25 protein-coding genes are annotated in these 25,968 nt (G+C 40.0%); 7 read left to right on the top strand and 18 right to left on the bottom strand.

From position 1 onward, the window contains the following. Window positions 1-64 precede the first annotated feature (64 nt). From CH352_RS08495 to CH352_RS08505, 3 genes are read left to right on the top strand one after another with little or no spacing between them, the layout of a single operon-like run. Complete coding sequence (locus tag CH352_RS08495; protein WP_100704876.1) at window positions 65-2,044, top strand: beta-galactosidase; 1,980 nt, start codon at window positions 65-67, stop codon at window positions 2,042-2,044. Then, window positions 2,041-2,982: an LIC_10030 family protein gene (locus CH352_RS08500; RefSeq protein WP_100704877.1), complete on the top strand. Its 942-nt coding sequence runs from the start codon at window positions 2,041-2,043 to the stop codon at window positions 2,980-2,982. Before CH352_RS08495 ends, CH352_RS08500 begins: the two co-directional genes overlap by 4 nt. Before the next feature lie 18 nt (window positions 2,983-3,000). Further along, the gene (locus CH352_RS08505) at window positions 3,001-3,846 is read left to right on the top strand and encodes an inositol monophosphatase family protein (protein ID WP_100704878.1); all 846 of its coding nucleotides are present in this window, start codon (window positions 3,001-3,003) and stop codon (window positions 3,844-3,846) included. Between the two features lie 48 nt (window positions 3,847-3,894). On the opposite strand, the gene CH352_RS08510 is transcribed toward CH352_RS08505, so the two are convergent. The 6 genes from CH352_RS08510 to fliG form a co-directional block, all read right to left on the bottom strand. Next, window positions 3,895-4,269: a c-type cytochrome gene (locus tag CH352_RS08510; RefSeq protein WP_100704879.1), complete on the bottom strand. Its 375-nt coding sequence runs from the start codon at window positions 4,267-4,269 to the stop codon at window positions 3,895-3,897. 10 nt (window positions 4,270-4,279) lie between these two features. Next, on the bottom strand, window positions 4,280-4,984 hold the full coding sequence (locus CH352_RS08515; protein ID WP_165780124.1) for a urate hydroxylase PuuD: 705 nt from the start codon (window positions 4,982-4,984) through the stop codon (window positions 4,280-4,282). Window positions 4,985-5,130: 146 nt separating this feature from the next. Then, window positions 5,131-6,336, bottom strand: a complete 1,206-nt coding sequence (locus CH352_RS08520; RefSeq protein WP_100704881.1) for an LIC10025 family lipoprotein — start codon at window positions 6,334-6,336, stop codon at window positions 5,131-5,133. A gap of 1 nt (window position 6,337) precedes the next feature. After that, window positions 6,338-6,841, bottom strand: coding sequence for a hypothetical protein (locus tag CH352_RS08525; RefSeq protein ID WP_100704882.1), 504 nt, complete (start codon window positions 6,839-6,841; stop codon window positions 6,338-6,340). Window positions 6,842-6,960: 119 nt separating this feature from the next. Next, a complete protein-coding gene (locus CH352_RS08530) occupies window positions 6,961-8,895 on the bottom strand; it encodes an adenylate/guanylate cyclase domain-containing protein (protein ID WP_100704883.1) in 1,935 nt (644 codons plus the stop codon). A 267-nt stretch (window positions 8,896-9,162) separates the two neighbouring features. Beyond that, entirely contained in the window at window positions 9,163-10,176 is a 1,014-nt protein-coding gene (fliG, locus tag CH352_RS08540) for a flagellar motor switch protein FliG (protein WP_008589915.1), read from the bottom strand. Between the two features lie 133 nt (window positions 10,177-10,309). Here fliG and CH352_RS08545 point away from each other — a divergent pair, with 133 nt between their 5' ends. After that, window positions 10,310-10,672, top strand: coding sequence for an arsenate reductase family protein (locus CH352_RS08545; RefSeq protein WP_100705271.1), 363 nt, complete (start codon window positions 10,310-10,312; stop codon window positions 10,670-10,672). 14 nt (window positions 10,673-10,686) lie between these two features. On the opposite strand, the gene CH352_RS08550 is transcribed toward CH352_RS08545, so the two are convergent. From CH352_RS08550 to CH352_RS08570, 5 genes are read right to left on the bottom strand one after another with little or no spacing between them, the layout of a single operon-like run. After that, window positions 10,687-11,676, bottom strand: a complete 990-nt coding sequence (locus CH352_RS08550) for an aldo/keto reductase (RefSeq protein ID WP_100704884.1) — start codon at window positions 11,674-11,676, stop codon at window positions 10,687-10,689. 15 nt (window positions 11,677-11,691) lie between these two features. Next, window positions 11,692-12,309, bottom strand: a complete 618-nt coding sequence (locus CH352_RS08555; protein WP_100704885.1) for an L-threonylcarbamoyladenylate synthase — start codon at window positions 12,307-12,309, stop codon at window positions 11,692-11,694. Next, a complete protein-coding gene (locus CH352_RS08560) occupies window positions 12,306-13,049 on the bottom strand; it encodes an SDR family NAD(P)-dependent oxidoreductase (protein WP_100704886.1) in 744 nt (247 codons plus the stop codon). Before CH352_RS08560 ends, CH352_RS08555 begins: the two co-directional genes overlap by 4 nt. Beyond that, entirely contained in the window at window positions 13,046-13,549 is a 504-nt protein-coding gene (locus CH352_RS08565) for a hypothetical protein (protein WP_100704887.1), read from the bottom strand. The genes CH352_RS08560 and CH352_RS08565 overlap by 4 nt, the downstream gene beginning before the upstream one ends. A 38-nt stretch (window positions 13,550-13,587) precedes the next feature. After that, window positions 13,588-14,457, bottom strand: coding sequence for a hypothetical protein (locus CH352_RS08570; protein ID WP_100704888.1), 870 nt, complete (start codon window positions 14,455-14,457; stop codon window positions 13,588-13,590). A 72-nt stretch (window positions 14,458-14,529) separates the two neighbouring features. Between CH352_RS08570 and CH352_RS08575 the strand changes: the two genes are divergently transcribed. Further along, the gene (locus CH352_RS08575; RefSeq protein ID WP_100704889.1) at window positions 14,530-15,084 is read left to right on the top strand and encodes a nucleoside triphosphate pyrophosphatase; all 555 of its coding nucleotides are present in this window, start codon (window positions 14,530-14,532) and stop codon (window positions 15,082-15,084) included. 23 nt (window positions 15,085-15,107) lie between these two features. Here CH352_RS08575 and CH352_RS08580 read toward each other — a convergent pair whose 3' ends face one another. Further along, window positions 15,108-15,329, bottom strand: a complete 222-nt coding sequence (locus tag CH352_RS08580; protein WP_100704890.1) for a hypothetical protein — start codon at window positions 15,327-15,329, stop codon at window positions 15,108-15,110. A gap of 97 nt (window positions 15,330-15,426) precedes the next feature. Here CH352_RS08580 and holA point away from each other — a divergent pair, with 97 nt between their 5' ends. Then, window positions 15,427-16,530 (top strand): DNA polymerase III subunit delta, encoded by a 1,104-nt coding sequence (gene holA / locus CH352_RS08585; RefSeq protein WP_165780125.1) that lies wholly within the window; start codon window positions 15,427-15,429, stop codon window positions 16,528-16,530. Here holA and CH352_RS08590 read toward each other — a convergent pair. After that, on the bottom strand, window positions 16,475-17,371 hold the full coding sequence (locus tag CH352_RS08590) for an AAA-type ATPase lid domain-containing protein (RefSeq protein ID WP_100704892.1): 897 nt from the start codon (window positions 17,369-17,371) through the stop codon (window positions 16,475-16,477). The two genes, holA and CH352_RS08590, sit on opposite strands and share 56 nt — an antisense overlap. A 7-nt stretch (window positions 17,372-17,378) precedes the next feature. Further along, window positions 17,379-18,953 carry an LIC10012 family protein gene (locus tag CH352_RS08595; RefSeq protein WP_100705272.1) on the bottom strand — a complete coding sequence of 525 codons (1,575 nt, stop codon included), beginning with the start codon at window positions 18,951-18,953 and terminating at the stop codon, window positions 17,379-17,381. 134 nt (window positions 18,954-19,087) lie between these two features. Between CH352_RS08595 and CH352_RS08600 the strand changes: the two genes are divergently transcribed. Further along, entirely contained in the window at window positions 19,088-19,642 is a 555-nt protein-coding gene (locus tag CH352_RS08600) for a lipoprotein LipL21 (RefSeq protein WP_100704893.1), read from the top strand. Between the two features lie 80 nt (window positions 19,643-19,722). Here the strand turns inward: CH352_RS08600 and lenA are convergent, their stop codons facing one another. From lenA to gyrB, 4 genes are all read right to left on the bottom strand, one after another. Beyond that, window positions 19,723-20,475, bottom strand: a complete 753-nt coding sequence (lenA, locus tag CH352_RS08605) for a lipoprotein LenA (protein WP_100704894.1) — start codon at window positions 20,473-20,475, stop codon at window positions 19,723-19,725. 68 nt (window positions 20,476-20,543) lie between these two features. Further along, window positions 20,544-21,497 carry a tRNA dihydrouridine synthase DusB gene (gene dusB, locus CH352_RS08610; RefSeq protein ID WP_100704895.1) on the bottom strand — a complete coding sequence of 318 codons (954 nt, stop codon included), beginning with the start codon at window positions 21,495-21,497 and terminating at the stop codon, window positions 20,544-20,546. Continuing rightward, window positions 21,494-24,007: a DNA gyrase subunit A gene (gene gyrA, locus CH352_RS08615; protein ID WP_100704896.1), complete on the bottom strand. Its 2,514-nt coding sequence runs from the start codon at window positions 24,005-24,007 to the stop codon at window positions 21,494-21,496. The genes dusB and gyrA overlap by 4 nt, the downstream gene beginning before the upstream one ends. Window positions 24,008-24,037: 30 nt before the next feature. Then, complete coding sequence (gene gyrB, locus CH352_RS08620; RefSeq protein ID WP_100704897.1) at window positions 24,038-25,951, bottom strand: DNA topoisomerase (ATP-hydrolyzing) subunit B; 1,914 nt, start codon at window positions 25,949-25,951, stop codon at window positions 24,038-24,040. Window positions 25,952-25,968: the final 17 nt, after the last annotated feature.

Consider the following 25,968-nt stretch of genomic DNA (forward strand, 5'->3'; position numbering starts at 1 on the left):
CTTTCTGGAAAGATCTTCCCTCAAGAGAATCATCGTCTCTACCTTTTTAACATGCGAGGACCGAATGATTTTCGGAGCTGATTATTATCCTGAACAATGGACTCCCAAAGATTGGGAAGAAGATATTCGGATCATGAAGAATATGGGACTAACTAGAGTCCGTCTCGCAGAGTTTTCTTGGGCCCTAGTCGAACCTAAAGAAGGGTTATTCGATTTTTCTTTTTGGAAGAAGATGTTGGATCTCTTTCATAAACATAAAATGGATGTGATCCTGGGAACTCCAACCGCCACATTTCCTCCTTGGCTTGCGAAAAAATATCCTGACGTTCTCCAAGTGAGAGATGGAGTTCTAAGAAATATAGGAACGAGAAGACAGGCATGTTTCTCTTCTCCGAATTATAAAAAAGCTGTGGTTCGGGTCGTGACTAAGATGGCCCAAACATTAGGAAATCATCCTGCCGTAATCGGCTGGCAAATAGATAATGAGATCGGTCATGAAGGATCAGATATTGATCATTCAGAAACTTCTCTCAAGGCATTTCGTCTTTGGCTGAAATCAAAATACAAAACGATCCAAAACCTGAACGATACTTGGGGAAGTATTTTTTGGGGAGTGATCTTCAATGATTGGAATGAGATCCCACTTCCAGGTCCTCATGTGAGTGCCGGCTTTAATCCTTCTATGATCCAAGACTTTTACAGATTCCATTCGGATACTATCGTGGATTTTGTAAAATTGCAGTCGGACATTGTGAGAAAATTTTCTCCTAATAGAAAACTCACTACGAATTTATATCCAAGTCCTTTTCTTCCTGTGATTGATATGAGCGAATTATTCACTCATTTAGATTACGTATCATGGGACAATTATCCAACCTGGGGAGACCAAGAAGAACCTTTCCCTCATCCATTCATCTCTGCAATGCATCAATACAATCGTGGTTTGAAAGATCTTCCGTTTACTGTGATGGAACAAATTTCAGGATTTCAAGGACATGATACTTTAGGTTATCTTCCCGCTCCAGGTCAGATACAACTTTGGATGAAGCAAGCAATCGTACAAGGAGCCGAGCAAATCGTATTTTTCAGATATAGAACTGCAAGATTCGGACAAGAACAACTTTGCTATGGGATTTTAGACCACGATAAATCTCTGACCGATAGATACCTTGAATTGCAAAAAGGTATCTCTGAGATCTTACCGGAAGCGAAGGACTTTGTCTCTGAACATTTTAATGCTGATATTGCCGTTCTTCATGATATTGAGAACGCAAGAAATTTCAAACACCAACCTATTTCTTCCGGTTTAAAACATAGTCCTGTTCCTTTTGCGCAGGTCGGCTATGATATCGAGATGGCAACTTGGTTTGCAGGTCTCAACATTCTAAATGTAAATACTCACTTCTTACCCATCTCCAAAACCAACTTTTCCAAATACAAAGTTTTGGTCCTTCCCCTTTATGCAATGGTAGATGATCTCATTGTTAAAAAATTAGAGCAATTCGTTAGAGAGGGAGGTGTTTTAGTTTTAGGATATAGAGCAGGCTTGAAGGATAAAAATTCATGGATGTTGGACTCTCAGGTGCCTGGTCCATTCTCCGAAATGGCTGGTGTAAACGTGAGAAAGTTTGAAGCAGTAGGAAATCGAAACGTTACCTTCCGATTCAGGGTTTTACCTGGAACTTGCTCCAAAATTTGTGAGATCCTGGAACCTACTACGGCCAAAGTTTGGGCAAGATATTCCGATAATAAGAAATTTTATAAAGGAAAACCTGTCATAACTTGTAATCGATTCGGAAAAGGATCTGTCGTATACGTTGGAGCGAGTCTGAGTCCGATCTCGTTTATGCTATTGTACAGAAGAACGTTAAGAATGGCAGGCATCCCATTTACTTTTTACGGGCCAACAGTAGAGCGCAGTTTTAGAAAGGGAAAGTCCAAAGACTACGAAATTTTTATCAATCATTCCGGTAAGAAGACTCTTGCAGGTTTCAAGCTACTCAAACCATACGAGGTGAGGATCCTGCCTAAAACGAAAAAATGAAGCTGAATGAAGTTAAAGAATTAAATAGGCTCTTACAGAATCATTCGAATGGAAAGAATAAGGAAAACTCCATTTACGTGGATAATCTTCATACTTCCTTCGTTGAATTCGAAGAAAAGTTTATTCTACCTTCTACTTCCGTTTTCGAAATAGAGTTTAGCGCTGCAGAAAGTTTTCTGAAATCTATTCTTCATCTTGCTCCGGAGTTAGTTGCAGATTCGCTCGTTCTTCCGGAACCCAGACCAAAAAGAGATATTGATCGTTTGTTTCTGATCAAACCGTTTTATACGGAAGGAGAAATATTCAGAGAAAATTCTCCGGAAGTATGGAAAGAACGACTCCCTCCATTTGCAATCGTTACCAGCTTTCATGTGATGCATCTCGGTGGAGCACCTAAGGAAGATATTTATGCCCAAGCTTCTCAAGGGAAAACTATGTCCGTTTACACCAAAAGGGCTTACTTTTCTTCCAGAGTAATTCCTCTGGATTCTCTTACTGTGTTAGAAGGTGCAGTGATTGACTTTACCGCTAAGAAGTACCAAGAGTCGGACTTCATGGTTCAGATCTCCAGAGATACTTTCGAAGGAGTAAGGCATACTTATTCTGAAATTTTTGATGAGGTAGACTACTCGAAGCAGATAAGCTTTATCCATGAGTCCTTGGGGATCACTCCTACAGACTGGACCCTCGGAAAAATATTCGCTCCTTTAGCGGTGGAATACCTAACCCTGACCGCCAGATTTTTGGATCCTTCCCTAGATAAGATCGCAAAGGATTTTAATTCGTTTCACCAAGTAGTTGATCTTTTGTTAAGACCAGGCAGCATGACCTTAGAAGAATCTGCCCGAAATTCATTCTTCGCTTGGCTCCGATCTCATAAGTCGGAGAGGATCATTTCCCCCTCGGGAAACATGGCCTGGAAAATTTTACGGGTATAAAGGACATAAGACCCGAACATGGAATCCTTAGCACCTCCCATAGATTTCCCTCTTGAAGAAGTGAAGAAGAGAGTGAAATCAGTCCAATCCGTATCCGGGCTTATACTGGAATCCGCTCGTAAACTCCAAAAAGAGATCCGAGTTTTCGGGATCGTAAGCGACTCCGAAGAAAAAGACCGCATTCATAAAGCGGATGAATTGATGGGAAAATTCCTGATCGATTTTATCCGACAAAACTTTCCAAACGACTCCATTATTTCAGAAGATTATTTCAAACATGAAGGAAGCAATTCTTTCCGTTGGGTTCTGGATCCGATCGACGGATCTATGAACTTTGTAAGAGGAATCCCTCTTTATTGTGTGTCTGTTGGTTTAGAACATAGAGAAACTCCTGTCGCAGGGGTTGTATTCGCACCTGAGTTGGACACACGTTATTCCGCAATTTTAAGCCAAGGTGCATTCAAAAACGGACTCAGAATTGATGTTTCTAACACGGACGCGCTTGCAAGATCGCTTTTAGTATCCAGTTTTCCTACAAATAGAAAGGAAATTTTGAACGAGGTTATCTCCGACATCACTGCATTTATCAGCTGCGGTAGATCCATGAGAAGAACAGGATCTTTTGTTTTAGATACATGTTGGGTTGCGGAAGGTGTGCTCGACGGTATATGGGAGAAGGGCGTAAAACTCTGGGATACGGTTGCAAGCTCCGTGATCTTAACGGAAGCAGGCGGAAAACTCACTGACTTTCAAGGAAAACACTTCTTATCCGGTCAGGCAGAAGTAGTAGCTTCCAATGGAAGGATCCATAAGCAGATCATCGACATTCTCCGAAATGTTCGGATCTCCATCGGAAGAAATTAAGAAGAAGGGAACGGCGAAGATCATCGATCACTCGCCAATCCAAATCTATTACTGTTTCAAAAACTCTTCTAAAGATCTTATCTGAGCTTCCGCAAAATTAAAACGGGTCATTGCAGTACTCTGACGTTTAGGAACGTATCCTGGAGGATATTCTCCTCTCATTCTCGCTTCCAATAATTCATAAGAAGAATTTCCGACAGAAGGACCAACGGCTCCATCGAGTTTCGGGTTTGCATTATGACAGGCAATACAGTTTGCCATATACAATCCTCTACCAGCTTCTGCTTCCGGAGAAAGCGGTTTGGATTCTTTACAGAAAGAGAATACAGATAATAAAAAAGCTAAGAGTAGGAAGCTAAAAAAAGAAAGGCGGTGATTACCGCCCTTCTCGCTTCCACTCCGATCGATTTGGAATGGATTCATTCAATATTCCTTAAGCAGTTAAAAGAACTTCCATCAGAACGTAAGTAACTAAAGCAAAAATCACTCCGCTTGTAATTACAGCTTTTACGGTTTTGATCGGCTTAACAGTAGGTCCGTTTTGATCCGCTTTTAAAGCATTCACTTCGAAAATCACGATCAAAAGTACGATAATTCCGAGGAAAACTCTCAACTTGTCCGGGCTATAATTAATAGGAAGGTTACGAGCCGCTCCCATCGCAAATAACATTGGAATAGAGAAGAAAGTGTTAGTTCTAGAAGCTACGAAAGCGCGGTTTGCGTTAGGAGCAGGATCCACAGTGGTTTCTCCTTTAGCTTTCGCGATCACAACTTTTTGATTCGGCCAGATTACGAACCAAACGTTCGCCCACATAACCGTTCCAAAAAGCGCACCCACTAGAATTACTACGACCCATTGGGAATTATGCGGAATACCTTGAACTCCAAGTGCGATAGCGATCATCGCAATACCGGATAAGAAGGTAAACATTGCGCCCCAACGGAACCACCATAATGCGCGTGGAACTAATTTCTGAGTTGCGTTCTTTTTTGTATCCGCATCGGTTTCGTTGAAGAAGGGACCTTGTACAAAGTTGAAATAGTACAACATTCCGATCCAGGTTACCCCGGATAAAAAGTGAATGTACTTAACTAAGTAATAAAGCCCGTTCGTGGTGGTAAACAGGGTTAATTCCATGATTCCTCCGAACACAGTTCTAAAAATATTATTCGGTCGTTAACCGAATCCGATTAGGATTATTTGTGAAAGAGGTCCAGTCAAGCAGTTTTAGAAAGTTTCTAAATTGGTTTTATGAACTTCAAGTATACTTGAAGTTTTGAGGATCATCTACCTCTTAAATCTAATACGATATTTTTTCCAAGCTCGGTAAAAAAAGAAGGCTCATCATCTTCGTCGCTCGACTTGAAAGGAAGGAAACGATCTCTAAATATTTCAGACTGAGTAGTTAACAAAACCTTGCTTCTGTTCCCATTACGCTTGGTTTTATTTTCGAATCGTGTCCCGCCCTTTCCGTCGGATCCTTCCACTAAAAGTTTAAAACTTCCTTCTGCATATTCATCCATATTTCCGGGAATAAAGAAGTTCACTGCACCTGGAGGAAAAATGGAAAGAAATCTACCGCCTATCGTAGTTTCCGGAATTTTATTGTAGTATCCCACGACAGTGTCCGTGTTTCCCGAACGACTGAACTTAAGAGTATATCCTAATCCTCGAACATCGACCTTTAATCCGAAAACATTAATAAACATATACGTTCTTAGATGCAAAGCCTTAGGAGAAGCCCAATATCCTTTAGGCGAATTCGGAATTCCTAATATAATTTTTTTTCCTTCATTATAGAATTCCCATCCCTTGGTAAAACCTCCTGGTTGGAATAACTGAAATCTAAAAGAAACCTGTCCTAAACGTTTATTCCATTTTTTGTACGCGATCGGAAATTGTTCCCTCATTCTTTCCGAAAGTGTATACGTAAGAAAGAGTTCTCCATGATCGTTTTTAATCTCACAATCGAACTGATGACATAAGAATTTTTGAAGAGAAGAATGTTCTAAAACTTGATTATGTTCGGACCTGCGAAGATGTTCTATTGTTTCTTCTATCATCGGAAACACATCGTATACACTCACTTCAGGTGAGATCATTTCTACTGTTCGAGTGATCTTGTATATAGGCTTGGTATAAAATTCCGCAGGCTCAGCCTTTACAAAGATCGAATACGGGCTTTCCGGAAAAACAGAAAGAGGAGAATCGGATAATTCTTTTCTGAATCGATCGCCGCTCTCACTTAATCGAAAAGAAAGTGCAAGATATCCATCTTTCTTATAAAACTTCTCCTCAGAATCCGCTTCCGGATTTCCATATAAGATCCCTCGAATAGTATCGTCTTTAAGTTCAGTTTGAATGTAATCTTGATATTTAAAATATCTTTCGAAATAATCCGCAACATGCGAATTCTTTCTTACACAGTTACCAACAAAAGGAAGAATTAGCAAAAGTGAAAGATAAGAAGAAAAGATCTTTTTGTTCATTTTACTTTCCGCTTCGGGTCAATCTATAAAGTTCGGAAACTTTTGCGTCATCCACAGACTCGAAATATTCTTTGTGGATCAACGCACCCTTGGGAGAATATACTCTTAAGAAAGATTTTCCTTCTACCAAGCCGTTGGATAAAACCCCTTTCTTATCCAACAAAATACTTTCGTAATCTTTCTCTTTTTCTTGGAAAATATAATCGAAAACTGCAGATGGCGCGTTTTTCAAATTCAAATATGCGGAGAATATAACGCGATCCTCATCTTTCAAGAATGTCTGCATCTTCCAATAGATCTTACGTCCATGTTTTCTGCAAAGGACTATGTCCTTAAAACCGCAACCGAGTAAAAAGTAAGTGTTTCCTTTTGCACTCGAAGAATTGAAAACTTTTCCTCTTTGATCTGCCAATCTGAAATCCGGAAGTCTCTCTTTTTCGTCTGCAACCAATTCTAAAGCAGAAAGAAGCAAAACGATAGAGATGATTTGGATCTTATACTTCATGTTTTAGAATTTCCTATTTAGTTGCGGTTAAATTCGGATTACAAAACCGAGTAAACAATCAGACAGTAGAAGGGTTTAGACGTTCCCTAAATTTTAGAAGAATAGATCGAAATTGAAAATTATTTTCTGTGAAGCCTAAAAATCCCATCCCAATCTCCCGGAGGAGTCTGGCCGAGGATCATTTTGGTTCTTTTAGCATACAATTTTACTATATTGTCTGTAGGCTTTTCTTTGTATAATTCCTTAAAGATAGAGAAAGCATTCTTGAACTGGCCGGCTTTATACAGAGCTATCCCTTCATTCAATTTTGTTTTAGAGCCTTCTTTCCAATCTACTGATTCTGGTTCATCAGCTTGGAATACTTCATATAAGATCACAGGCTGAGTCTTGCCCTTTACAATTACCGTATCAATCTCTCTTGCCATTACATCTGAAAGTAGGTTTAAGCGTAAGAAAGTATGATGGGTTACTAAAATTTTGGTTTTATAAAATCCTGAAAGACTTTGGACTCTCGAAGATAAATTTACCGTATCCCCTACAACTGTAGTATCAATTCTTCTCTCACTTCCTACAGTCCCAAGGATCAAAGGTCCTGTATTCACTCCGATTCCCAGATCCGCACCCAATCCAATTCCGTCGTTCAAAGATTCTACATAACGAACCATGTCTATCGCAGATTGAAGGGCGTTGTCTGCGGAGTTGAAATTCTCCTTTTCCGCTCTATCACTATGATCCGAGAACAATGCCATGATCGCGTCTCCAATGTATTTATCTACAAAGCCAGCATTCTTAAATATGATATCTTCAAATGCGGAGAAGTATCTGTTCAGATACTTTATATTCTCGTCTGGACTTAGTTTTTCGGAAACCGAAGTGTAACCTCTTAAGTCCGCGAAGAATACGGACATTGTTTTTTCTTTAGAGTCTCCTATCTTAATCTCCACCGGGCTTTCTCTATCTAAGATGGAAATAAATTCGGAAGGAACGAATCTGTAGAATGCATCTCTCTGTTTTGAGATCTCTAAGTTAAGAGCCTGAGATTGTTTGTATAAACTCACATACCTGGATACCAAAAGACTGATAATAACAAGAATGAAAACTGAGAATGAGATCTTAAAGAAAGGATAATGAAATCCCGCAATCTTAGTCATCGCATCGATCGTATCCCAAAGTCCGAAAAGGCCACAGACCCCGATACCGACCGCTAGTTTGATAGAGTCGGGTTTTTTCAAACGGATCGCGTTCGCAGAAAAGAAGATCACATACAAGAGCATCAAAAACAGAAGCACTTGGAAAACCATAAGATTCGGAAGAACGTATTTAAAAGGCAGGAACCAATTCGTTAAGAATAAAATCCCGCTTAAAACACAGAAGGTCCGAATGATCCAAAACTTTCCTTCTTTTTGGTAAAAGAAGTCTTTCGCAAAAAGCATAAAGACCGGGACCATAGGAATAAGTGCGGAAATTTCTCCCCTAAAGAATAATTCAGTATCGGGTCCGTCCGGAAAGTTTATATATTTATTATATATATGAAAAGTGGTGAAATAGAAATATACTGAGGAAAATAATGAAAACAGTCCAAAGTAGAGATAATAAATATCCTGCTTTCTAGTTATAAAAAACAGAACATGATAGAATCCGAATATAAAATAGATCCCAAAAAGAAATATATCGAAGTATTCTGAAGTTGAGTTATAAATTTCTTCGAGAGAGGAAATCCTGAAATTTTTTGGATGATAGAATCCAAAATGATCGTTTGCTTTTATTGGATTGCTGTCAGCCATTCCTATAAAACGGATCTTCAATTCGTTTTTACCCGGCTTTAAGATCCCATGATAAAGCGGAATGATAAGACCTTTTACGGAACGGTTTTTAGAAAGCTGTCCGTTACTAGGTTCGTACCATTCTTCTCTTACTAATATTCCATTCAGGAGAATTTTCCAATTCTCTCCTATATCAGTGATATATAGCCCGGCAGGAATTTTAAGTAAATCGTCCGCTTTATCTAAATTAAAGTCGGTCTTTATCTCAACTTGATGAAGTCCTGAATCCATAGGGATTTGAAAGAGACTATTGAATGTCCAAGGTAAATTCGGAAGAGGAGTCCAATCTTCAGAAACAGATTCTTGCTTTTTATTTTTTACTTCCGCTTTCTTATCATTTTGAGTTTCCGTAATAAGTCTTCCGGTCCATTCTAGTTCCGAAAAATCTATTTTTCTAACGGGCTTAGTATCTGAAATACAACCGAACTGAGAGATCAGTAAGGTTACGCAGATCCAGAATACAAATCGTTTGTGAGATATATGGTCCAGGCTCGGACCTCACATAACGAGTTCGTCTTCGCCAGCACGAGCGACTACGATGTCTCCGGATTCTTCCAGCTTACGTATGATGTTAACGATTTTTTGCTGAGCGTCTTCCACGTCTTTAATACGAATCGGTCCCATGAAGTCCATATCCTCTCGGAGTAGGTTCGCGGCACGTTTGGACATGTTCTTGAAGATTTTTTCTTGCACTTCGGTATCCACAGACTTGAGTGCTTTTGCAAGATCTGAGTTGTCTACTTCCCTCAATACTTTTTGGATCGCACGGTCGTCGAGTAGTACGATATCCTCGAATACGAACATTCTCTTTTTGATCTCTTCCGCGAGTTCAGGATCTTCCTCTTCCAAGGCTTCGATGATCGTCTTCTCAGTTCCCCTGTCCACAAGGTTCAAAATTTCTACCACTGAGTCGATACCACCGGCAGAGGTATAATCCTCACTCGCCAATGTGGAAAGTTTTCTTTCTAATACCCTTTCCACTTCTCGAAGAACGTCAGGAGAAACCCGGTCCATGGTCGCGATCCTTTTTGCAACTTCTGCTTGGATCGTGTGTGGTAATCCTGATAGAATGCTAGATGCCTTCTGAGGATCTAAATAAGATAAAATTAATGCGATTGTTTGAGGGTGCTCGTTCTGGATGAAGTTTAATAAGTGCTGAGGGTCGGTTCTACGAATAAAGTCGAAAGGACGGACCTGCAAACTCGAAGTAAGTCGGTTGATGATATCGATCGCTTTCTGGTTACCGAGAGCTTTCTCTAATAGCCCCCTAGCAAAGTCGATACCTCCATTGGAGATGAATTCCTGAGCCATCATAAGCTCATTGAATTCTACGAGAACCTTTTCCTTATCCTCCGGAGTGATCTTATCTAAACGTGCAATCTCAAACGTGATCTGCTCGATCTCGTCTTCACGTAGATGTTTGAAAATTTCCGAAGATACGTCGGACCCTACGGCAATTAGAAAAATAGCCGCTTTTTGTCTTCCGGTTAGAGAGGTCTTTTTATTCAGCACTTTGAGCGCGTCCTAAGGAATACTATCGGCAAAACTTTCCATTTTCAAGGTAAAGTTTTTTTGTCGGTTCCGGCTTGCAAAGACGACATAAATTCCGAATTTGGGAAGGGAAAGCTTTGTAGGAGATCCAACCGTGAAGTTAAAAGTTTACGAATACAAAAATTGCAGCACATGCAGAAACGCCCTAAAATTCCTGGAAGGCAAGAAGATCGACTTCGACAAGAAGGCAATCCGGGAAACTCCGCCGACCAAGGCAGAACTCAAAAAAATGCTGGGGTACGTAGGTGGAGACTCCAAAAGATTATTCAATACCTCGGGCGGAGATTACAAGGAACTGGGTCTTAAGGACAAACTTTCCAAAATGAGTTTGGACGAACAGTTCGAGCTACTTTCTGGAAATGGAAACCTCGTAAAAAGACCTTTTGTACTAGGAGAAAACTTCGGACTAGTAGGTTTTAAAGAAGAAGAATGGAAGGCCGCTTTAAAAACTAAATAGGCCTTCCTGATCGATTATCTTCCTACGGAACCCATGCTTGAAGCCGGATAACGTAGTCCGGCCGCTGCATCTTTTGGAGCGACTGAATTGATCCTGTCTAAATCTTCTTTGGATAATTTGACAGAACTTCCTCCGATATTCTCTTCCAGATACTTGCGTCTTTTAGTACCTGCAATCGGAACTATATCTTGTCCCTGAGCAAGAACCCAAGCCAAAGCAAGTTGTCCTGCGGTGACCGATTTTTCGTTAGCGATCTCTTTGATCTTAGCGACTAATTCAAGATTCTTTTGGAAATTCTCTCCTTGGAAACGAGGGGAGTTTCTTCTAAAATCGCTTGGATCCAGATCTTCGAATTTTTGGATCTGGCCTGTTAAAAATCCCCGGCCGAGGGGGCTATAAGCTACGAATCCAATTCCGAGTTCTCTACAAGTTTGTAAGATGCCATCTTCCGGATCTCTAGTCCAAAGAGAATATTCGGTTTGTAATGCTGAAATAGGATGAATCTTAGCGGCTCTTTTGATTGTATCGATTCCCGCTTCGGAAAGTCCTATGTATTTTACTTTTCCCTGTTTTACTAGGTCCGCCATTGCACCTACCGTTTCTTCGATAGGAGTATCCGGATCTACTCTGTGCTGGTAATAAAGATCGATAGTATCTACTCCTAAACGTTTCAAACTTCCTTCGCAGGCTGCTTTCACATATTCAGGTTTTCCATTGTATCCTCTTTTATAAGGATCATTCGGATCTCTTACGATCCCAAACTTAGTGGCAACTACAACCTTATCTCTTTTACCTTTAATTGCTTTTCCTAAAAGTTCTTCATTTATATGAGGACCATACATATCAGCTGTATCGAATAACGTAATTCCCAGCTCTATCGCGCGATGTATTGTTGCAATGGATTCAGTGTCGTCCGTCTGTCCGTAAAAATCCGACATTCCCATACATCCCAATCCTTGTTCGGATACGAGTGGGCCTATTTTTCCTAATTGTCTTTTTTGCATGATTGCCTCCAGAGATTATAATGAGTTGATCTTATCCATTCCCTTGCCTTCTCTTAAGATAGAAATTCCATCTCCGGTACAATCAAGAATAGTAGATAATTCCAGTTCTAGGATCCCTCCATCTATTATCCCATCCACTTTGCTACCGTATTCTTTTTCGATCATGTCCACGTCGGTCACGAATTCGTCTTTAAAGAATACGGAAGTAGAAGTAAGAGGATTCGGATGGAGTTCCATCAAAGTCTGCAGATATTTAGAATCAGGGATCCTTATCCCGATATTCTTATCTTTTTGATTTGAGAATGAAACCCTAGGAAGATGTTTATTCGCCTTAACTACGAACGTATAAGGTCCAGGAGTGATCCTTTTCATCAAACGGAACGCTTCGTTAGAAAGTTGTTCCATATAATTGGATGCAGTGGAAATATCCGCGCAAAGAAGAGACAGAGGTTGATTCTTAGAGATGTTCTTTAGTTTGTATAATTTTTCGACTCCTGCATGCGATTGAGAGTCTGCTACCAAACCGTAAACTGTATCTGTAGGAAATACATACACCCCTCCCTCGGATAATTTTTTGGAAATTTGTCCGAGGATCCTCTTCTCAGGATTCTGGGGATGCAATTCTAGTATCATATACCGGAAGTAACACCTCCGTCCACGACGATAGCTTGACCGGTAACGTAAGCCGCCGCATCTGAAGCTAAAAAGACTGCAGCACCTGCAAGATCTTCCGGTCGGCCCAATCGAGACATCGGTATCCTTGCTTTCATTTGCTCCAATACTTCCGGCTTTTCTTTGATCATGTCCGTCATGTCCGTATCTATAAATCCCGGACAGATCGCATTCACTCTATATCCGGAGCCTGCCCATTCCACTGCGAGGGCCTTGGTCATATTGATTACTGCACCTTTTGTTCCACAATACACGGACGCAAATTTAGTGCCGACCATACCTAGGACTGAGGCGATATTAATAATGTTCCCGCCTTTTTTCTTGTGTATTTTATAGTATGCCTGACTTGCACGAAACACTCCCACAAAGTTAGTCTGTGTCACGTTTTGGATGTCTTCTTCTTTAAAAAAACCTGCAGGTAGATTTGCAGCAACTCCCGCATTATTTACAAGCACGTCGAGCTTTCCGTGCTTTTTACTCAATGTTTCTATGATAGAATCCATTGCTCCAGGTTGGCGAATATCAGCTGCAAATGCTTCGATGCCAGATCCTTCTAAACGTTTAATGGAATCCGCGGAAGATCCGGTCCCATAAACTGTTGCACCCGCATCTAAAAATCCCTGAGCGATCTGTCTTCCTATCCCTCTGGTTGCTCCTGTTACTAATACTGATTTGCCTGTTAAATCGAATACGTTTTTCAAAATTCTCCTCCCTTATCGTTTGTTTTAGGTTCCGAATAATACACTTTAGGCTTGTTGCCATCTTGCAAAACACCGCAAGGATGTTTGGATCTATCTTTGTCAGATCTTCTTCCTGCGGAAATATCATATCTTTCAAATAGTTTTTTAGAATCTATTCTCATATTATTTCCGTAATCCGTATTGGTTGCTTTGATCTTTTCTTTTTTCTTAGGCAAAGGTTCCGTTGGATCGTTAGGTTCTTTTTCCTGTTTGGCTTCTTCTTCTATCTTATAATCGTTTTTTAAAACTCCACGATCTATGTAATGAGAATATCCTTCGTATTCTTCATGAAACGGATCGCAGTCGGAAAGATCCGGATTCACTACAATCTTATCGCAGAATAGATCGAACCAATCACAGGTGTTTTCAAATGTATGATTCTTAAAATTTTGAAGATTAAAGCCTCGGCATGATACGGAGGACAAAAAGAATAGAAGCAAGATAATCTTAGATAATTTCATATTCTATTCTTACTTTCGGAAAAAAACCGGAAAGACCCTTACTTTTTACCTTCTCCGCTCGGAGCAGGGTCTTTACTATTCTTAGACTCTCCCGGTTTTTTGCCTGTTCTAGATTGGTAAACACTTATGATCGCCTGCTTTTCTTTTTGTCGATTCTTCTCTTCCGATTCGTTCAATACTTCCAGACAATCATCCCAATATTTCACTTCCTCGGGAGTTAAATAGTCCGTTTCTAAAACTTTGTTTTTAGTAAGCTTTTCTTCCGATTCCAATTTTCCTTCTTTGGATTTTTCCAAAAGGATTTTGGCTTTATAAAGTTGTAACAGGCCTTGCTTCGCAAAATATAGATTCTGTCCTTGGTTTCCGGCTTCTCTTTCTAACTTAGCTGCCTGCCAGGTATCTCTATAAATCTGCAGATGTTTCTCCATCACAGGAATGTATTGTTTGCCGGTTGTTTCCGTATTCAGTTTTAGATCCACAACCTTAGGTTGGATGTCCTTCTCCAACGCATCGGATCTATTAAATACTTCCTTTGCTTGAGCCTCCGCAAGTTGATCCAATTTTGTTTTTAAAGTTTGGAATTGGTTTCCTGCAGATTCCCATTCCCCTCTTTGAAAAGAAGATTCTGCCTTTGAATAATCCGCGAGGCAAGTATCCCAGTCCGCTTTCTTCCCAAAATTTAATAGACTGGTTCTAAGATATCGCAAGGATACCCAAGATTTCTTACGCAAAGAATATGCTCTGGATTTTAGATCCACATTCGAATTAGTCGGTTTGGTCTCCGGACTATCATTAGGTGCAATTTTCTTAGCTTCTTGAGAATAAGAAGAAGTGAAAGTCATAAGCGAGACAAGAATTACCGAAACTAGGGTGCGTGTTGAGAAGAATGATCTAAGAAATAAATTCATTGGTTCGATCCGTGCGAACATTGATACTGGGAAAAGGAGTGTCTGGCAAGGCTTTTCTTTCAGAATGGATATATGCTCATTCTGAGATCCCAATCTCCTAGAAGAAAAGAGATCTTACAATCTTTGGGATTACAATTTCAAGTCCTACCTCTACCCACGGACGAATCTAGTCTTCATGAAGAAACACCTGTTCGCTATTTAGAAAGAGTAACCTTGGCAAAACTTGGACCTGAACCAAAGGGTTCTGAAGAAGTCATCATAGCCTCGGATACAATCGTAGTTTTTCAAAATAAGATCCTGCAAAAACCTGCTGACGAATCGGAAGCATTTTCCATGATCTCTGAACTTTCCGGAAAAACACATCATGTCTATTCTGGACTCGGGATCAGGACAAAGGACGAAAAAATTTTCGATTACGATATTTCAGAAGTAGACTTCAATGCTTGGGGCAAATCTGAAATTTTAGAATATATTAAAATTTGCAAACCATACGACAAAGCAGGATCTTATGGCATCCAAGATCCAAATTCGCCTGTGAAAAATTTCCGAGGATCTTATTCAAATATCTTAGGATTTCCAGTCCGCAAATTTTTCTTATACCATACTCTTTGGAGTCGGTTTCTCTAATTTTGAATATAGAAAAAGGAAAATTAAACGTAAAGATCTAGAAATCGACCTTTAGATGCTGAAGATTCTTGAGGAGAAGAACTTCCATCCGGGCCGTACAATTTCAGAGATTTTCCTAAATCGGAAAAATCCCTTTGGCGTATAGGCTCTATTGCAGGCACCCTGGATTGATTTAGGATCGGTTTGATATAAGTAAGATAATCTTCTTGAGCAGAAATTCTCTGTACGCCGTCGCTAATTCTCATAGGGCCTAAACCTATCTAAAAGATCGGAAAAATCCCAGATCTACTTTAGGAAAAGAATCGGATCATCGGCTTGACTACCTGCGGAAATCCTTTCAGGATGATTTCCGTGGCAGATACAAAAGTCTCGAATTCCTACGACAATCTGATCGATTTTCTACATAAGACCAAGCCAAACCTGGAGACTTTGCCTCAGATCCTATTTGTGGTTTCTCAGGATTCTTACGAATTCGGTGTGGTCAGTGATCTATACAAAGCAGCTTATAAAAAAAGTGCGGATCCTTATGAGATCGTGGTCTTCGTAGCTGAGCCAGGCGATCTGGAGAATTTTCAGAACGAAGCTGGAAACCTGGACATGTTCGCGGCACAGAAATTATTCATCATCAAGTCTGGTGTTACATTCTTCAAACCTTGGTTGGGAAAAACAAAATCTAAAACTTCTCCCAAATCTTTCTCAGTTCCGGAAACGGTAAGAATTCTGATCCACTATGATCATTGGGATCTTCCTAAAGAATTGATTTCCATATTCAGAGACAAGGTTTCTCATTTTAAATCTTCTAAAATATTTCCTGATAAAAGAAAAGAAGCCTTCTTAAGAGCTGCCAAAGAAGTAGAAATAAAATTAGACGACGAAGCGGAAGAAGAATTTTTACTCAAAGTTAATCCAAGTGCCGGTGCATATTTAAAGAACTTAGAAAAACTAAAATTATACTTAGGCAAAAAAAGTTTCAATCTTGCAGATCTAAAAGAAGTACTATTTCAAAGTTCAGAATTCAGTTCTTCTGAGATTGTGGATTATTTTTTCGAAAAGGATTATGGAAGATTTTCCAGAGAGTTTTCAAAATTCAAAATAGGGAAGGATTCACTTCTCATTTTTCTTTCCCTAGTAAAGGATCATTTAGACAAATTAAGAATTTATAAAATTATTCTAAGAATGTATGACAAAGTACTGAGTGAAAAAGAACAATCAGATCTACTTGGGATCGGAGCCTATTCTCCTGCTCGAAAGAATCATACTTTCAAAAGACTAAAAAAAGAAAGTTCAACATTTAACGATATGGAAATTAAAGAATTGTATGAGTTCTTATTAGAAATGAACCAAAAAATCAAAACAGGTTCCGAAAAGGAAGAAACCGTTTATTATTTCTTTAGGAAGATGGAGGATTTTTTCCATCCTCGGAATCGAACAGTTCGAACTCGGTGATCTTTCTATAAATTGTTCTTTCAGAAATTCCTAATATTCTCGCAGCCTTTTCCCTGTTTCCATTTACGAGGATCAAATTGCGTCGGATAATTTCTCTTTCATAATCTCTAAGAGGAATTCCTGTGCGTACAGTAAGACCATCATTTTGTTTGTAGCCAGTTTCGAATAATTCCGGAGGAAGATGTTTCGTATCCAAGGTCTTCACATTATGCATAGAGACCATCGCTTCCAAAAGATTCTTTAGCTGATGAAGATTACCTGGATAATCGTACTCTAATAAAAACTTTCCTAACTTTTCAGAAATTTTAATATTCTTACGATTGTATCTTTTACCGATCAGATCTAGAAAAAAGCGGGTCAGTGGAGGAATGTCTTCCTTTCTATCTCTTAGCGTAGGAATTTTTACCTGAAGAGTTTGGATCTCAGTCATCAAGGATTCCTGCAGTTTACCAGACTTCACTTTTTCAGGAAGATCAGGTTGATCGGAAAGTAAGTATCGATTCTTCCCTTTTTCATTCCGTATCTTTTGCAAAAGTTGCACTTGAAAACTCGGATTCAAATTTGAGAAGGCTTCTAAAAAGATCGTAACCCCAGATTTTCCGTCTAACTTAGAAAATATCTCGGAAGTTTCTTCTTCTGATTCGGAAACAGAAAAATCAAAAACTTGATATTGAGGAAACCTGTCTTTGCAGAAGGAGTGGAACAAATAGCCCAAATAACTTTTTCCGGTCCCTGATTCTCCTAAAATTAAGATGGGTAGGTCGGAAGAGACCGCTTGTTTCATACGATCCAAGATCTTACGGGTAGATGGAGATAATGCGATAAAATTAGATTCTTCCATGGCTCTGCTACGGCTGAGAAACTTCCAGGATCTCTCCCTTTACTAAACAATCGAATTTGAATTTTTCCGTATTTCTTAGATAATTTCGAGCAACGGAAGGATCACATTCTAAAATTTTAGCAGTAGAGAAAGTATATCGTTCTAACGAATCCGGTATTACTTCGACCCCCTCTGAAGAAAAAGAGGATGAAAGAAACGTAACCGCCCATACTCCTTTTTTTCCCTCTGAAAATCCGGAAGTATTCGGGACTCGGATCCAGAACGCCTTAGACCCAGATTTGACTAAAACTTTTGGAAAATTTCCGAAATATTCTGAATTGGAAGCTTCGCTTACAGAACTGGAGAATAGAGATGCAAAATTGCTGCGAACCGGCTCAGAAGTGAGGACTTTCTCCTTCTTTACTTCTTCATAAATACTTCCGAGACTCCATGGATTTAGGAATTCTCCTAAGGAATACTTGCCTGCAAACTCTACTTTTTCGAGAGAAGAATCCTCTATTTTCATTTTTGGATCTGGAGAAGCGTTGGTGCTGTATAATTTTCCTTCTTTGAACACCAAAGTTTTGGAATCTCTTGGAGTTACTATTCTCTGGAAATAGGAAACTTCTCTGAATTCTGCTCCTCTCTTTGCTGCTTCTTTATGTTCCCTACGTGCTTCCGGCCCAGCATAGGAAGAATATAGAATAGAAACTTTTGCTCCAATCTGACTAAGACCCTCGATCGCAGCTCCATATCCACCAACTGAATTAGAAGCCTTCGCGTTAGTGAGAATGCTAATCATTCTTTCCTTTTTCTTTCCTGGAGAATCTTCCGAACTTAGAATCCTTCTTAATCGAAGAAGTGCATTTGTAAGATCTTGGGTGTTGGATTTTCCTTCGGATTTAAAATCCTTCCATTGTTTGATAAACTCCGAACGGCTGGATTCAGGAAAAACTTTGGAACCATTCTCGCTAAAAACAACTAAACGAAATTTTGTTTCCGGTTGCCAAGAGATCGCTTCTAATTGCGACATAAATTCTTTTCTTTCCGGTGCATAAGAATAAGAAGAATCAAGCACGATGGTTTGAGACTTCGCGGCTCGGACTGGTTCTCTGGAATATTCTTTTATCTTTTTCTTGGGAACCAAAGGAAAAGAATCCTTGGTCAACTTCTCTAAGGTCTCAAATAGATCTTTTCTGCCTATGATGGAGTATTCTTCCATTTTAGAAAGATTACAGTCATACACGGAACGATCAATTCGGATCTTCTCCTCGATAGACAACTGGTCTCGAACTACATAATCCGGTTTGAGTCTGGAACAAGTTTGTTTAAATTTTTCTCTTGAGACCTGGGGAATTAGAAAATCTTTTATTTCCGGATCTGAATTCGGAGAGAGTTGTTCTTTTATCTCAACAGAATAGAACCTTGTCGCGTAGAACTGGCCCAATTTTGCTAATTCATATGGCTTATCTCCTGTTCCTTCCAAAGACTGAGGAGCTTGTCCTTCCCAATTTCCTGGAAGAAATACAACTGTCGTCGCTATTGCGTCGCTAGCTGCCAGAGTTAGCAGAGCAAAAAGATAATTTCGGAAATTTTTTGACAATTGTGCGTTGCGAATAAATATTTTTTTACCAAAAAGTTGGCTGCTTTTAATTTTAAACGTATTCATTAAAAAATGGCTTGCGGAATCCGTTTAATGGATATATTCCTCAATTCCATCTGATCAAGGAGAAAATGATGATCAAGAAAGTAATCGTTATTGCACTATCTGCTGCATTACTTACCTACTGCGGAGCTAATACCGCTCAAAAAGACGCTACTTCCGTTGGTGACGGGGGATGGTCTTTCGAAGGCTGGGGTGGACCACCTGAGCAAAGAAACGACGGTAAAACTCCAAGAGATACCAATCCTAAAGACTATTATTACATGAAGTTCGCTTCTCGCGCATCTGCTAAAGCTGTTGCGAAAAAAAGTCTCGCTATGATGCAGTCTACCTGCCGCGAAGCTTCTCGCTTACAAGGTGCTTCCGACGTTGTTAAAAAAATGGTCGGTGAGACAGTTGAATCCGCATCCGGAGTTTCCGACGGTGAAGCAACTGCTTCCGTTATCGTTGGTACTTCTGCAGGTATCGTTAAAGGAGTGGGAGTTTACGAGTGTAAAGCTACTGGTCCAGGTTCCGATCCTAGCGATGTTTCTAAAGACAACTGGGAAGAATGCCAGTGTGTTATTTACGCTAAATTTCCAGGTGGACGCGACGCTCTCGTAGCTAAAGCTCAAGAAATCGGTAAATAATATTAATTCAGTTCGAGTTTCTACTCTAACTGGAAAGGAAAACCCCGCCTTACAAAAGGTGGGGTTTTTTATTTTAAGTTTTACTGAGTTGGTTGTTGTTCGGAAAGAGTTATGCCAAATTCAGTCGCAAGGGAATTTACAGATTCCTGATAAATATCTCCTTTCTCAAAAACGGCCTTTAAAGCAGAAATTGCAGCCTTCTTGAATTCTTCCTGTTTAGCCGGGTCAGTAGTTTTATTGAGTTCGATCAATTTTAAACTCGCTGCCTTTAAATTTCGAACGCTATCTCCCAAAAGAGGATCTCTGGAAATATTAGAAGATACAGGTTGGATCCAAATATCGTGCAAGTTATTTAGCTTTCCACCTTTCAAGATAGAACCGTAACAACGTACTTTAGAAAATTCTCCACTTGCTTCAGACTCAAAGCAAGACATTCCCTTTTCTAGTTTTCCTTTAGAAGGAGAAGTAAGAGAATTTTTAGCAAACGCAGTGTCTCCGTCTGCTACCACGAATAGAACCGCATCGTAGAAGTTTTTAAGAAGTGCAAAACCTTCTTTTCCATCTACTGTTTTAAGTTTCAGATAATCTGTTACCGTTTTATTCCCTTTAGCATCCGTAAATTCGAAAGGAACGATCTCTAATCCGTTTACTTCTTCGAATTCGTAAACTAAAGTGACTTGTTCCGATTTTTCTTTGGTTCCTGGCTTTTTATAAACGTTTTGATCCACGCCGGAATATTTTGTTCCAACGATCTGTTCAACCGGAGCTTCTTCTTTCTTTTTATCACATGCGAGTAATGCAAGTATGGTGAATATGAGTGCAATGGCTCTCATCAAATTCCTCCTTGAAAGGAATTATCAGCTTATTTTGGAAAACCTTTGTCAATCTCAATCCTGGCGGATCAAGAAGCTATACTCAAACTGTTTTGAGCTTCGCGAAGTATTTGGATCAGTTTTTCCGGATCTTCCATTTTGAGAAGTTCCATTCTCATCGGTTCCACTTCCTTTCTGGATTGTATATAACGTACTAAATGTTTCCTAAGAAGGATCAATCCGTACTTATCTCCGAATGTTTCTCTCATCAACTGTAAATGATTTATAGTAGTAGATACAATCTCCTCGAAACTTAGATCTTCCTTTTTAATATCGGAAAATATCCATGGGTTTCCGATGGAATTCCTACCGATAAGGACTCCGTCCACTTTCGACTCTTCTTTCCTGCGGACTGCTTCCTCATAACTACTAACGTCTCCGTTGCCGAAGATCGGAACTTTCCTTTCGGATTTGATATCTGCGATCGCGTCCCAGTCCGCTTTTCCGGAATATCCCATTTCGCGGGTCCTTCCATGAACTGAAATTGCCATCACTCCTGATTCTTCTAAAATCCTGGAAACTTCCATATAGTTTCTAGAAGTATCGTCCCATCCTAAGCGGATCTTAGCGGTCACTGGAACATCCAGCGCCTTTCTCATTTCTTCTATTATCTTTCCTGCATATATGGGTTTGCGGAGAAGTCCCACTCCGGATCCCCTCATGGAAACATTGCGGGCAGGACAGCCCATGTTCAGATCTATAATGTCTGGATTTAATTCACGAATTCTTTTTGCCGCATCTACTATAATCTCAAGCTTGTTGCCGAAGATCTGGAAAGTAATCGGCCTTTCTTCTTCACGAAAACGTAATAGAGATAATGCTTTTTTCGAACCTACTGCAAGGCTGTCTGTGGAAACAAATTCGGTATAGGAGAATGCAGATCCATATCTGCGGGCCATGGTTCTAGTCGGGCTATCACTGATCCCGGCCATCGGCGACATTGCCAACCAACCGGGAATTTCGACAGAACCGATACGGATCATTTTTCTTTGCTTTCACGAATCACGGTACAATCTTGGACTCTATCATTGTCCTTGATGTCCACGACTCTGACTCCCACTGCAGTTCTTCCCATTTTAGAGATTTGATTCGCCTCAGTTCTGATGACCATTCCTTGCTGAGTGACTAGGATAATCTCATCTTCTTCGCCCACGGAGCTCACTGCAACTGCGGCTCCGTTTTTCTCTCCAACTTTCAAGAAGGCCATTCCTTTGCCTCCTCTTCCTTTGGTACCGAACTCTTCAAAGCCTAAACGTTTTCCGTAACCGTTTTCGGAGATGAGGAATATATCGTCGCCTTCTACCACTTTAGAAAGACCTACGATCGCGTCTTCTTTGGAAAGTCTCATCCCGGTCACACCTTGGGCGGTTCTACCTTGAGCGCGGATTGTATCCATTTCGATTCTAAGTGCTAGTCCGTTTGCAGAGAAGATCATTACGTTATCACCTTTTACGACGGAAATTACTTCGATGAGTTGGTCTCCGTCTCTAAGGCCGATCGCGATGATACCTGATTTCTTAACATTACCGAATTCGGATAATTCTACTCGTTTGATAAATCCGTTTTTGGTAACGAGTAAAAGATCTTTTCCTTTATCTTCTTCTCTGAATGTAAAGATTGCAGAGACGGTTTCGTTCTCTCCTAGTCCGATGATAGCCTTTAAAGATTTTCCTCTGGCTTCTTTGGAAGCCTGGGGAAGTTCGTATGCCTTCATCATGTAAACTTTTCCGGTATTGGAGAAGAACATGACATTGTCGTGTGTCATGGCGGTTTTCATTATCTTGACTACGTCTTCTCTTTTCTGAGAAAGTCCTTGGATCCCTTTTCCGCCGCGTCTCTGTCTTTTGAAAGTATCGAGAGGAAGTCGCTTTATGAATTGGTCATAAGTAATTTGTAATACAACTTCTTCGTCTGCGATCAGATCTTCTGCGTTGAAAGTAGAAGATTCTACACTTTCTAAACTAATATCAGTCTTTCTTTTGTTTCCGAATTTTTCAGAAACTTCGGCCAACTCAGTGCAAACTATGTCGGACACTCTTTCAGGTTTTGCTAGAATGTCTTTCAGATCCAAGATAAGAGCACGAACTTCTGCCAACTCATCGATGACCTTTTGAACTTCCAAAGAAGTAAGTCTTTGTAGTCTCATCTCGAGAATTGCATCGGCTTGGATATCTGAAAGAACGAATCGAGCCATCAATTGTTCTTTTGCTTCCGCAGCATTTTTGGAAGCGCGGATTACTTTGATTACTTCTTCAATATTCTCGAGAGCAATCTTCAATCCTTCTAAGATATGGGCGCGTTTTTCCGCTTTATCTAGATCAAATTGAGTTCTACGAACGATTACTTCTTTTCTGTGAATTGAATAAGCGGTAAGGATCTCTTTAATATTGAAGATCTTAGGCTTATTATCCAAGATCGCAAGCATCGTAATCCCGTAACTTACTTGTAGTTGAGTCAGTTTTAAAAGTTGGTTCAGGATTACTTGAGCATTTGCATCTTTTTTAATATGAATCTCTACTCGGATCCCTTTCCTATCCGATAGATCTAAAATTTCAGAAATTCCCTCGACTTGTTTCTCATTAACAAGCTCGCCAATTCTTTCTAGAAGAGTCTTTTTATTTACTTGGTAAGGAATTTCGGTTACGACGATTACTTCTCTGCCTTTTTTGTTCTCTTCGATTTCTACTTTAGAACGAATACGGATCGAACCCTTTCCGGAATGGTATGCAGATAATAAGCCTTCTCCGCCGATGATCGTACCACCGGTAGGGAAGTCCGGACCTGGCATTATTTTAAGAATTTCTGATATACTTATATCAGGATTTTTGATTACTGTAATAACAGCTTCAATCGTCTCTCTTAAATTATGTGGAGGAATGTTTGTAGCCATTCCCACTGCAATTCCGGAAGAACCGTTTACGAGTAAGTTAGGAAAATTTGCAGGAAGTACATCAGGTTGTTGTTTGGTATCATCGAAGTTCGGAGAAAAGTTTACTGTTTCCTTTTCGATATCTCTTAAGAGTTCTTCTGCAACTTTTGCTAGTCTTGCTTCTGTGTATCGATAAGCTGCAGGATTATCTCCGTCGATTGATCCGTAGTTTCCTTGCCCGTCAATAAGAGGGACTCTAAGAGAGAACTCTTGGACCATACGGACTAATGCATCGTATACGGAGCTATCTCCATGTGGGTGATAGTTACCTAATACTTCTCCTACGATTTTGGCGCATTTAACGTAGGGCCGGTCGCTTCTCCAGGCCCTTTCATTCATTGCATGTAGAATACGTCTGTGAACCGGTTTTAAACCGTCTCTGACGTCAGGCAAAGCTCTTCCCACAATTACGCTCATCGCGTAACCCAGGTAGGCTTCCTTCATTTGGTCTTCGATTTCGACAGGAATTACCCTGACGCCATTCTTCAATGCCTCGCCAATATCCGGACGGGAAGAAAGACTAAATCCTAAAGTTTTTGTCTCGTTCTCTAGCTCTTCGCTCATTTGTTTTTAGAATTTCCTATTACCAATATATTAAAGATCAAGGTTCGCAACTTTTGCAGCGTTGACCTCGATAAAGCGACGTCTCGGATTTACTTCATCGCCCATAAGTATATTAAATGTATCTTCTGCTTCCACATAGTCATCGAGTTTTACCTTTAGAACGACTCGCTTTTCAGGATCCATAGTTGTTTCCCAAAGTTGCTCCGGATTCATCTCACCCAAACCTTTATATCGTTGGATGACTGCCTTCTCTGTTCCTAAGGACTTTAAATACTCATCCTTCTCCTTATCAGAAAATAGATAAGCCGATGTCTTGCCATGTTTAACTAAATACAAAGGAGGCTGTGCAACATATAAATATCCTTTCTCTATGATGGATTTCATATAACGAAAGAAGAATGTAAGAAGCAAAGTGCGAATATGAGAACCGTCTATATCAGCATCTGTCATAATAAAGATTTTATGATAACGAGCCTTATCTACGTTAAATTCATCTTCACCAATCCCGGTGCCTAATGCAGAAACCAAAGTGCGAATTTCTTCATTTCCGAGAATTTTATCTAAACGAGCTTTTTCTACGTTCAGAATTTTTCCCTTTAGAGGAAGAATTGCCTGGTAATGTCTATCTCGTCCTTGCTTAGCGGAACCGCCTGCTGAATCTCCCTCTACAATATAAAGTTCAGAAGCTGCGGGATCTTTTTCAGAGCAGTCCGCTAATTTTCCAGGAAGACCACCACCTTCCAAAACTGATTTACGACGGGTTAAATCACGTGCTTTACGAGCGGCTTCGCGTGCCTTAGCAGATAATATACATTTTTCTAATATCTTTTTAGTAATCGCTGGATTCTCTTCAAAGAAAAGGGAAAGACCTTCTCCAGTTAGAGTTTGCATGATCCCTTTGATCTCTGCGTTTACTAACTTTTCTTTTGTCTGAGAGTTAAACTGAGGTTGAGGAATTTTTACTGAAATCACTGCAGTGATTCCTTCTTTTAAATCCTCTCCAGATAATGCAGTAGGTTGTTTTTTTACGAGCTGTTGATCTTTCTTTAAGAAATCATTAAGAGTTCTAGTTAAAGCTGCGCGAAAACCTTCTAAGTGAGTTCCACCCAAGTTATTGTTAATATTATTGGTGAAACAAAAAATATTTTCGGAATATGTATCAGAGTATTGGATCGCTATTTCAGCGACCACATCGTCTTTATTTCTTTCGAAGTGAATTGTTTTGTGAAGTGGGTGCTTGTTCTCATTCAGATATTCAACGAAGGAAACAATCCCTCCATCAAAGATGAACTCATGCTTTTCTGAGTCAGACTTCCTTTTGTCCTGAACGATAAGTTTTAGGCCCTTATTCAAAAATGCCAATTCTCTAAAACGAGAAGTTAGTACATCAAAATGAAATTCAGTGGTAGTAAAAATACTCGAATCCGGTTTGAATCGGACAACTGTCCCTCTTTCGGTAGTATCTCCGATTACATTCACTGGACCCTGAGGCACACCTCTGGAATATTTTTGATGGTGGATTTTACCTTGTTGATGAACTTCCACTTCCAATGATTCTGAAAGAGCATTGACTACGGAAACCCCGACCCCGTGGAGACCACCAGACACCTTATAGGCATCGTTCTCGAACTTTCCACCAGCGTGTAGAATAGTCATAACCACTTCGATCGTGGAGATATTTTTTTCAGGGTGGATAGCGGTAGGAATACCCCTACCATTATCCTTCACTTCTATAATATTATCAGGAAGAATGGAGATTGTGATCTCGGTACAATGGCCGGCCATTGCCTCGTCTACGGAGTTATCAACGACCTCATAGACCATCTTATGAAGACCGGTCTCATCTTGGGTCCCGATATACATTCCGGGGCGTTTGCGTACGGCCTCTAATCCTTCTAGGATTTTGATCTGACCTGCGCTATAACTGCTCTCTGGTTGGCTCATCGGTCCTCCGGAATCTA

It is taken from the genome of Leptospira hartskeerlii, assembly GCF_002811475.1.
GTDB classification, from domain to species: domain Bacteria; phylum Spirochaetota; class Leptospiria; order Leptospirales; family Leptospiraceae; genus Leptospira_B; species Leptospira_B hartskeerlii.